The following is a 9164-nucleotide window of genomic DNA, read 5'->3' on the forward strand; positions in this document are numbered from 1 at the left end:
CTTATCGGCAGGTCGTATCGGTTTCGCCACGCTTCATGGCGATTGGGGCTTATTTTCGGACCGACGCCCTAGCGATTTCCGCATTGGCGCGCAGTTTCGAAGCGGAACGGCACTTCCTGAGCCTGGAAGCCTGCCGGTACATTGAAGGGGGCGGTGGCGCGAAGCGCGCGCAACATGGCGTCGGACGCGGCCCTGCCGGTCGCATCGCTGCGCGGCTGTTCCAGCCGGGGCGTGCCGACGATCTGACCGTCGGCGGTCAGCCGCACCGTCACGCGGATCACCAACGAATCCATGCCCGGCAGGTCGCAGTTCAGGTTCCAGTTCGGCGTGACCTGGGCGCCCAGGGCGGCCAGTTGCGGACCTGTCGCTCGGCCGGCCGTTCCCGCGCCCGTCTGCCCCGTCGCCGGTCGTCCGCGATTGTTCGTCGGGCGCGTGGGCCCGGCCAAGGCGTCCAAATCCAGGCTCGGCTCGGGGCGTTGCGGCGCCGGGCGGGCGGGCGCAGGCGTCGCCGGGCGCGGATTGGTCGGGGCCTTGGTCGGCGGCGTGGGCGTAGGCGGCTGGGGCCGAGGGGGCGTCGGACGCGGCGGGGTCGGACGCGGCGTGGGCGTCGGTGTCGGGGTAGGCGTCGGCGCGGGACGCGGAGGCGTGGGTCGAGGGGGCGTCGGCGTGGGACGCGGCGCAGGCTGAGGCGGCGTCGGCTGGGGTGTGGGCGGCACGGGATCGGGCTGCTGCACCGGCGCGGTCGCGGCGTCGTCGGGCGAGGGTTCGGGCTGCGGATTGTCGGCGGGCGCCGCCTGGATCACCTCTTCCGAGACGATGGTCACCGGCACCGAGGCGACCAGCGGCGTCTCCTCCTCGTCCACCTTGTGCGAGAACGTCACGAAGGCGAGCGCGATCACCCCGGCGTGCAGGGCGAGGGATCCGAGGATCGCGGGGCTCGGACGACGCAAGGGGCTCAGGCCTCCGGCGCCGTGTCGGTGATCAGGTTCAGCTTGGTGAAGCCGGACGCGCTCAGCCGCGCCATCACACGCGCCACCGCCTGATAGGGCGCGCGCCCGTCTGCCCGCACGAACACCGGCCGCTCCGACGCCTTGTCCGCGCCGCCGGCCTCGGTCTGCAAGCGCGCCGACAACTCGTCGAAGGCGGTTTCGCTGTCGCCGACGAAGATGGCGCCCTGCTGGTCGATGCTGACCGACAGGGGTTCCGACTTGATCTCGACCGCACTGGCCTCGGTCTTGGGCAGTTCCACCGGCACCCCGACGGTCAGCAGGGGCGCCGAGATCATGAAGATGATCAGCAGCACCAGCATCACGTCCACCAGGGGCGTGACGTTGATCTCGGTCAGAGGCCCTTTACGCCCCCGCCGTCCGCGACGCCCGCCGCCGCCGCTCGAACCACCGCCCAGGGCCATGGCTCAGCCGCCCCGCTTCAGGCTGAGATCGCTGGACGCCACGGGCGGAGGCGGCGGGGCCGAGGGGCTGCCCAGACGGCGCGCCACGGCGGCCTGCAGGTCGTCGGCGAACGCCTCCAGCCGGTTCGAGAACTTGCCCGCGTCGATCGAGAACTTGTTGTAGGCGATATAGGCCGGGATGGCCGCCGCCAGGCCGATGGCCGTGGCGAACAAAGCTTCCGCAATGGCCGGCGCCACGGTCGTCAGATTGGTGTTGCCCGCCGCCGCGATACGGCCGAACGCATTCATGATGCCCCACACCGTGCCGAACAGGCCGATGAAGGGCGAGGCCGTCGCCACGACCGACAGTACGCCCAGACCGTTCTCGATCCGCTGGCTCTCGCGCGTGATCAGGCTGTTCATCGCCCGGTCGATGCGCGTCATCAGCAGGTCGCCCTGGTGTTCGTTCAGCGCCCCGCGCTGACGCGCCTCGCGCCAGTCCGACAGGGCGATCACCAGCATGCGTGGCAGGGCGTGGTCCGGCGCCGGCCCGGCCTGGGCCGCCACGTCCTCCAGGGACCGGCCCGACTGGACCGCCTTTTCGAAGTCGTCGGCCTGTCTGTTCAGCGCCGTGAACCGCACCGCCTTGTCGATGATGATGGTCCACGACCATATCGAGGCCGCCGCCAGCCCGATCATCACCGTCTTCACCACCCAGTCGGCGGTCATGAACAGCTCGACGGGGTTCATCATCGAGGCGTCGACGGGCATTGTCATTCAGGCGCTCCGGGCGGAATCGAGTGGGTTCACGTCCTCTTCGACCCAGCGGACGTGACCATTGTGTGGCGTCCGGCCCGTTTAGCTCCGACCCGACCGCCCGTCATCTGACAGGCGCGTCATAAGGGTTAACAGGAGGTTATTCCGCGCCCGATCTGCGGCTCGGATCGACCGCGACCGCCACAGGCGCCCCGACGCTGATGATCACGCCCTCGTGGCCTTCCTTGGCGATGGAATAGGTGGCGGCGTCGCGCAGAAGCTGCTCTTCGCACAGACGATCTCCGGGGCGGCCCAGTTCGGCGCAGCCGCGTTTGGCCGCATCGGTCCAGCCCAGCACCCGGCGCGTCGCCGCCTCGGCCCGTTTGATCGCCGCCTCGTCTTCAGCGGCCGCTTGCGCGATCAGGGCCTGACGCGCGCCCTGCTGGTATTGCAGCTCGGCCTGGCCCGCCATCTTGCGTTCCCAGACCTTGTAATAGGGACAGCCCACCAGCCCGCCGCCGACCAGCAGCAGGAACAGCAGGACCGTGACGATCACCGCGCTGGTGGACATCTTGTAGGTTTCTGTGGCCATGACGTTTCTCCCCGCGTTCACGCGATCCTAATCGGCGGCCTGGCTCGCCGCCAGCCACGGGGTCACCTTCTCGACCAGCCCCTTCGAAGGTCGCCGTGGCCGGCCGTCCAGATGAATGCACACCGCCGTCACCTCGGCGCGGCACAGCACCTCGCCCGCCCGCTCCACGCTCTGGCGGATGATCAGCCGCACCCCCTTCACGCTTTCGTAGATCGTGCGCACCACCAGGGCGTCGTCGATCCGCGCGGGCTTCAGGTATTTGATGTTCATCTCCGACACGACGAAGGCCAGCGGCTCGGCCTCTTCCAGCAGGTCGGCATGCCCCACCCCGATGGCGCGGAGGAAGTCGGACCGCCCCCGCTCGAAATAGCGCACATAGTTGGCGTGATAGACCAGGCCGGTGAAATCGGTGTCCTCGTAATAGACGCGCACCGGCAACAGGTGGTCGCGCCCCTCGAAACGGCCGGCGGTGGGTTGGTCGATGCTCATGGCCTCAGTCTAGCGCACAGGAGACGGCTTGGGCCGCTCCAAAAAGCCGGGGCAATAGCGCTGACGCATCTCGCGAAACTCGGTCGGCAGGGGATCGTCGCTGAACAGGATGCGGTTGGGGATCGACACGAAGCCCACCGCCGGCCCGCCTGCGACCCGCCCCATATAGCCGCACACCGCCCGCCTCTGTCCTGCCTCAGCATAGCGCAGCTCGGCGCCGGCGCCCGCCTGGATGCGGATCTGGCGCGTAACCCGCGTCGAGGCCGGCTCGGGCGAGGGCGTGTTCGCCGGCCGCATCGCGAGCCACGCCCCAATGGCGCAAAGGGCCAGCACGACCGCCGCCGCGATCATCGTCCACCGCTGTCGCGGGCTGCGATGCGGCATCATCCTCATGCGGCGGGTGCATCCAGGGTGAAGTCCAGTGGCGTATCGGCGGCCGGCAGGCAGCTGCGATCCACCGGCTGTGACGGATCACGCAGGAAGTCGCGCGCCATCTTTCGCGTGCAGGGGCTGGCGTTGATCACGCCGTGGGTGGCGTTGGTCACGATCACCACCTGGCTGCGGGAATAGCCCTTGGCGGCGGCCTCGGTCAGGGGCGGCGGACAGCCCGGATCGATCTCGGCGGCGACGAACAGGGTCGGGATGTCGGTCTGGACCGGCAGGTTCTCGATCGGCTTGGCCGGCCGCTCGCCCACCGCCGCACAGACGTCGAACAGCCGCGACAGCGACGGGACCAGAACCTCCGCCACCGGATCACCCGCAGCCCCGGCCGCCAGCCGCGCCTTGGATTCGAACGGCAGCTCTTCCTTGCACAGGTGCGCCATGTGCTGGCCCTCGAAATAATAGGTCCGGTCTTCGGCGATCTCGGCGACAGGGCTCAGGTCGCCGGCGATGATCTTCTCCAGATCGACCGGCAGGCGCCGCACCCCCGTGGCGCTATAGGTCGTGTCCATCAGAAAGGCCGAAAGGTCGTCAACGTTGAACGTCCGCCCGTCCTTGCCCGTCACCGGCCCCGCCATCCATTTGCGCGCCTCGACCTCGAACCGCGCCTGAAGGTCGGGATGCTGCGCCACGCACGCGACTTGCGCCGTACATTTGGCCAGGATGATCTTCACCGCCGCCGACACCTGTTCCGGCGTGCCGACGGCCCAGTTCCCCTCGGGCGGCCACGGGCTGTCCATCACGGCGGCGCGCACGATCTGGGGCTGGTGGGTGATGACGGCGGCCTCGATGCGCGGCCCGTACGATCCGCCCCACAGGTCGATCTTCGACAGGCCCAGCGCCTGGGCCATGTCCTTCACGTCGTCGGCGATGGCGGCCGCGTTGTACTGGTTCAGATCGACGCCCTGCGCCTGATACCCCTTCAGACAGGCGATCAGCCCGTCGCGATCCGCATCGGACGGCGGCCCCGCATCGGTCAGTTGCACCCCTGGACAGTCCATCGACGGCTTGCTCGCCCCGCCCCCGCGTTGATCGAACAGGATCACGTCCTGATCCACGGCGAAGGCGTCCGGCCTGCGCGTCAGAGCCTGAAGCATCCGCCCGACGCCGGGCGTCAGATCCCCGCCCGGCCCGCCATGGAACATCACGATCGGCGGCAGAACCTGACCCGAGGCGTCCTTGAACGGCGCGCTGGCCTTGACGATCACGACGGCGATGTCGATGCGCCGGTCGCTGATGCTGCCATCGCGCGCCTCGTCTACCGTCAATATCCCGCACCGCACCTCGCGCAGACCCGTCGGCCAGTCGCTCGGACAGGGTTTGTCGGTGAACACCGGCGCCGCCGCCTTCGCGGGCGGAGCCAACACCGTCAGGCCGGACATGACCGCCAGGACAGCCAGGGTGCGCAGGATCATGGGACGGCTCCGGTTCGCCCCCAGCAAACCCCCGCCCGCCCCGCTTGGCAACCGCCTATTCGAACAGGTCGCCCGGCACGGGACCGGCCGTGGGCGGCGGCGGCGCGCTCAGCCCCAAATGGGCATAGGCCTTGGCGCAGGCGACGCGTCCGCGCGGGGTACGCATGATGAAGCCCTGTTGCAGCAGATAGGGTTCGATCACGTCCTCGACCGCGTCGCGCGCCTCGGCGATCGCAGCGGCCAACGTGTCCATCCCGACCGGCCCCCCGCCATAGTTCTCGATCAGCGCCCTCAGGAACCGCCGGTCCAGACTGTCCAGCCCGGCCTCGTCCACCTCCAGCCGCGCCAGCGCCCGCGCCGCCACCAGTTTCGAGATCGTCTCGGCCCCTTCGGCGGACGCAAAGTCCCGCACGCGGCGCAGCAGCCGCCCGGCGATCCGGGGCGTGCCCCGCGCCCGCGACGCGATCTCGCGCGCGCCCGCCTCGTCGATGGCCGCGCCCATCTTGCGCGCCGTGCCGCGCACCACCGCCGTCAGTTCGTCGGCCGAATAGAACTCCAGCCGAAGCGGGATCCCGAACCGGTCCCGCAACGGCGTGGCCAGCAGCCCCGCCCGCGTCGTCGCGCCCACCAGCGTGAACGGCGCCAGGTCGATCCGCACCGACCGCGCCGACGGCCCCTCGCCGATGATCAGGTCCAGCACATGGTCCTCCATGGCCGGATACAGGATTTCTTCGACGTTGGGGCTCAGTCGGTGGATCTCGTCGATGAACAGGACGTCGCGCGGCTCAAGATTGGTCAGGATCGCCGCCAGATCGCCGGCCTTGGCCAGGATCGGACCGGAAGTGGCCCGGAACCCTACGCCCAGCTCGCGCGCCACGATCTGCGCCAGCGTCGTCTTGCCCAGCCCCGGCGGCCCGAACAGCAGCACATGGTCCAGCGCCTCGGCCCGCCCCCGCGCCGCGTCGATGAAGACCTTCAGATTGCCCTTGGCCTGCGACTGCCCGACGAACTCGGACAGGGTCTGCGGCCGCAGGGCGCGGTCATAGGCTTCGCCGGGGGCGGCGTCGGCGGCGACCAGTCTGTCATCGCTCATCGCACCGCTCCCCGACGCGACGGGCCTACAGCCCCTTCAGGACCGCATAGCCTACCACCATGGCGACCAGACCGACGGCGAAGACGATTACGACCTGCAGTTTCTTGTTCATTTTCAAATCCACTCTGACGTTTCGGGGGGGCGTCCGCATAGGCTGCGTCGCGCACCCGGCTCAACCCGAACATCCCGAAACCCGGCCCGAAACCTGGGGAGTGTTCCGCCCTCACCGCCCCAACTCCTGCAAAGCCGCGCGGATCACGGCCGGCAGTTCGGCCTCCTCGCCCCCGTTTTTCGACTCAAGCCGGATCAGCGCCTGATCCACGGCCCGGCGCGCATTGACCTCGGCCACGCCCAGGCTCAGCAGGGCCGACACGGCCTCGCCGGTGATGGATGGCGCAGGCGGCGCGATCTCGACATGCATCCCCGGCGCGGTCGGCGCAAAACTGATGTCGCCCAGCGGCTTGCCCTTCAGCTCGGTCACGATCCGCATCGCCAGTTTCGGTCCCACGCCGTTTGCCCGCGCCACGGCCGCCTTGTCCTCGCGCGCCACGGCCCCGGCCAGTTCGCCCGGCGGCAACACGTCCAGCACCGCCAGCGCCGCCTTCGGACCCACCCCCTGGATGGCCAGCAGGGTGGTGAAGGCCCGCCGCTCGTCGCGCGTCAGAAATCCGTACAGGCGCGGCCCCGCGTCCTCGCTCCACTGAGAATGCACATGCACCGTCGCCTCGTCGCCCGGCGCCGGCAACCGCCCCAGCGTCCGCGCCCCGCACGCCACGACATAGCCCACGCCCGCACAGTCGATCAGGCACTCCGCCTCCCCGACCTCGGCTAGGACACCTCTCAGACGCCCGATCACGCCGCACCCCGATGCATGGCTTCCAGCAAGGACCGTTTCCTCAGTTGCGCATGGGTGACCGCCACGGCCAGCGCATCCGCCGCATCCGCCTTCACGTCCCCTGCGGTCGGCAACAGCCGCTTGATCATGAAGGCGATCTGGCTCTTGTCCGCATGACCCGCGCCCACCACCGCCTTCTTGATCAGGTTCGGCGAATATTCCGCCACCTTCAGCCCCAGCTTTGCCGGCGCCAGCATCACCGCCGCCCGCGCATGCCCCAGCTTCAATGTCGAGGACGGGTTCACGTTGACGAACACTTCTTCCACCGCCGCCTCTTCGCAGCCGTGGTCGGCGCAGATCACGCCCAGCGCCTCGAACAGATGTAGCAGCCGCTCACTGAACGGCGCGGTCTCGGGCGGAGCCACCACCCCGTGCGCGACCCACCTCAGGCGCGCGCCGTCGGACACGATCACCCCCCAGCCGGTGCGTCGCAGACCGGGGTCCAATCCGATGATTCTGACAGGTTCGTTCGCCATCCGTTCCCCTCATGCCGCAAAGAGGGTTATCGGGCAATGAACGGTTTCGGGAGGCGCGCTCAGCGCTGCATCAGCAAGGGCCGCCGACGCTCGGTTTCCGGCGGTGAAGGCGCGGGCGGCTCTGGCGTCGCCTGCTCGACAACGACGGTCCCGACATCTGCCGGGACGCTCACAGGCGCCGGCGCCGGCGGCGCAACGACCGGCGGGACTTCGACGACCAACCGTTCAGGCGCAGACGCCTCCGGTCGATCCACCAGCGCCGTCTGCACCCGCGAGACCAGCCAGGTCGCCACGGCGGCGGCGCACAGAAGCACGACGATCGCCCCGCCCCAGGCGCAGACCTTCACCCACGCCCACTGCCGCCCCTCCACCGGCGGACCGGCGGCGCCCGGCAGATCGGACCTCGGATCGCGATCCTGCGGCATCGTTCGTTGCTCCCCGCCTCTGCCTCAGCCGTGCTTCTCGATATAGGTCTCGGGGTCCTTGTTCACCGGTTTGACCCCTGTGATGTGCTCGGCCTCGAAGGCGGCGAACCTGACCGCCAGCGCATGGCGCGTCTCGATATCCGCATTCATGCGGAAGTCGGTCAGCCCCTGCCGCTCCTCTTCGCCCATATGTTTGGAGTTGACCACGTTCGCCTCGCCCACGGCGTCGAACCAGGCCTTGGTCCCCACCTTGTGTTTCTCGACCGCCTTGACCGCATCGCGCAGCTTGTTGTGGTCCTCGATGGCGTCTTCGGTCTCGCCCTCGACCGTGCCGTCCTCGGCGTCGTTGGCGCCCTCGCCCTGTTTCAGCAGCTCGGGATAGAAGAACCGCTCCTCGGCCTCGGCATGCACGTCCAGAAACGCCGACAACCTCAGCCACACGGCGCTCAGCGCATCCACATCCTTGGGATCGATCTGTTCGATGATCGCGAACAGCCGGCGCTGTTCGGCATGGTCGTCGAGGATCAGCTGGGTGATGTCCATGGGGCGCTCCAGGCGTAACGGTGAAGCCTCGTTACGCCTGCGCCGCCGCCCGGTTCCGTGCGAACGACTCGCTGGTCGTCAGGCAAAGGGTTCGCGCGCCCTGTGCCACAGGCGCAGGATCGTGACCGCCTCGTCGCCGACCGTGTAAACCATCAGATAACGTGTGCCTGAGACCTTCAGTTCGCGCGTTCCGCCCCGGCTACCTTCCCGGCCTCGATTAGGCAGCTCGCTGAGGGTGCTCGCGGCCTGGACCATACGATCCTGCACCCGTTCGGCGGCGGATGGATTATCGGCGGCGATGAAGGCGTAGGCGTCAAGAAGGTCCGCCAGCGCCTCGTCCGACCAATCGACCCTCATTTCCTGCGGGCGGCACGCTGCGCGGCCAGGGCGGCGACCACGTCTTCGTGCGAATGAACCCGGCCTTCGGCCAAGGACTTCAACCCTTGATCCACAGCCGCCTCGAAAGCCGCTTCCTCGTCTACTGAAAGGAATGGCGCCGCCTCTTCCTCCACCGCCATCTCCCACACCGCCATGGCGACGATATCGTCGATCGGCGCCTGCCTGGAATCCGCCAAGGCGTCCAGCTTGGCCTTCACGGCCTCATCCAGGGCGATGGTCACGTGCACGGTCATGCGCGGACCGTATCACA

Annotated in this window: 14 protein-coding genes; all 14 read right to left on the reverse strand. The window is 68.9% G+C overall.

Going from position 1 to position 9164, the window contains the following annotated elements:
* Nucleotides 1–68: 68 nt before the first annotated feature.
* Nucleotides 69–950, reverse strand: a complete 882-nt coding sequence (locus CHRYSEO8AT_RS03685; RefSeq protein ID WP_159846411.1) for a hypothetical protein — start codon at nt 948–950, stop codon at nt 69–71.
* Nucleotides 951–955: 5 nt separating this feature from the next.
* Complete coding sequence (locus tag CHRYSEO8AT_RS03690; RefSeq protein WP_159846414.1) at nt 956–1411, reverse strand: ExbD/TolR family protein; 456 nt, start codon at nt 1409–1411, stop codon at nt 956–958.
* Nucleotides 1412–1414: 3 nt separating this feature from the next.
* A complete protein-coding gene (tolQ, locus tag CHRYSEO8AT_RS03695) occupies nt 1415–2167 on the reverse strand; it encodes a protein TolQ (RefSeq protein ID WP_159846417.1) in 753 nt (250 codons plus the stop codon).
* Nucleotides 2168–2306: 139 nt separating this feature from the next.
* A complete protein-coding gene (locus tag CHRYSEO8AT_RS03700; protein WP_159846420.1) occupies nt 2307–2738 on the reverse strand; it encodes a hypothetical protein in 432 nt (143 codons plus the stop codon).
* 27 nt (nt 2739–2765) lie between these two features.
* Entirely contained in the window at nt 2766–3227 is a 462-nt protein-coding gene (gene ybgC, locus CHRYSEO8AT_RS03705; RefSeq protein ID WP_159846423.1) for a tol-pal system-associated acyl-CoA thioesterase, read from the reverse strand.
* A gap of 9 nt (nt 3228–3236) precedes the next feature.
* A complete protein-coding gene (locus CHRYSEO8AT_RS03710) occupies nt 3237–3611 on the reverse strand; it encodes a hypothetical protein (RefSeq protein ID WP_159851600.1) in 375 nt (124 codons plus the stop codon).
* Nucleotides 3612–3616: 5 nt separating this feature from the next.
* Nucleotides 3617–5083, reverse strand: a complete 1467-nt coding sequence (locus CHRYSEO8AT_RS03715) for an alpha/beta fold hydrolase (protein WP_159846426.1) — start codon at nt 5081–5083, stop codon at nt 3617–3619.
* Nucleotides 5084–5138: 55 nt separating this feature from the next.
* On the reverse strand, nt 5139–6176 hold the full coding sequence (gene ruvB / locus CHRYSEO8AT_RS03720) for a Holliday junction branch migration DNA helicase RuvB (RefSeq protein WP_159846429.1): 1038 nt from the start codon (nt 6174–6176) through the stop codon (nt 5139–5141).
* Between the two features lie 223 nt (nt 6177–6399).
* Nucleotides 6400–7032 carry a Holliday junction branch migration protein RuvA gene (gene ruvA, locus CHRYSEO8AT_RS03725; RefSeq protein ID WP_159846432.1) on the reverse strand — a complete coding sequence of 211 codons (633 nt, stop codon included), beginning with the start codon at nt 7030–7032 and terminating at the stop codon, nt 6400–6402.
* The gene (ruvC, locus tag CHRYSEO8AT_RS03730; protein WP_159846435.1) at nt 7029–7547 is read right to left on the reverse strand and encodes a crossover junction endodeoxyribonuclease RuvC; all 519 of its coding nucleotides are present in this window, start codon (nt 7545–7547) and stop codon (nt 7029–7031) included. The genes ruvA and ruvC overlap by 4 nt, the downstream gene beginning before the upstream one ends.
* A gap of 59 nt (nt 7548–7606) precedes the next feature.
* Complete coding sequence (locus tag CHRYSEO8AT_RS03735; RefSeq protein WP_159846438.1) at nt 7607–7972, reverse strand: hypothetical protein; 366 nt, start codon at nt 7970–7972, stop codon at nt 7607–7609.
* A 24-nt stretch (nt 7973–7996) separates the two neighbouring features.
* Nucleotides 7997–8515, reverse strand: coding sequence for a hemerythrin domain-containing protein (locus CHRYSEO8AT_RS03740; protein ID WP_159846441.1), 519 nt, complete (start codon nt 8513–8515; stop codon nt 7997–7999).
* Between the two features lie 78 nt (nt 8516–8593).
* Entirely contained in the window at nt 8594–8872 is a 279-nt protein-coding gene (locus CHRYSEO8AT_RS03745) for a type II toxin-antitoxin system RelE/ParE family toxin (RefSeq protein WP_159846444.1), read from the reverse strand.
* Nucleotides 8869–9147: a hypothetical protein gene (locus tag CHRYSEO8AT_RS03750; protein WP_159846447.1), complete on the reverse strand. Its 279-nt coding sequence runs from the start codon at nt 9145–9147 to the stop codon at nt 8869–8871. The genes CHRYSEO8AT_RS03745 and CHRYSEO8AT_RS03750 overlap by 4 nt, the downstream gene beginning before the upstream one ends.
* Between the last annotated feature and the right edge of the window lie 17 nt (nt 9148–9164).

The sequence above is a fragment of the Brevundimonas sp. G8 genome (assembly GCF_902506205.1).
Lineage (GTDB): Bacteria > Pseudomonadota > Alphaproteobacteria > Caulobacterales > Caulobacteraceae > Brevundimonas.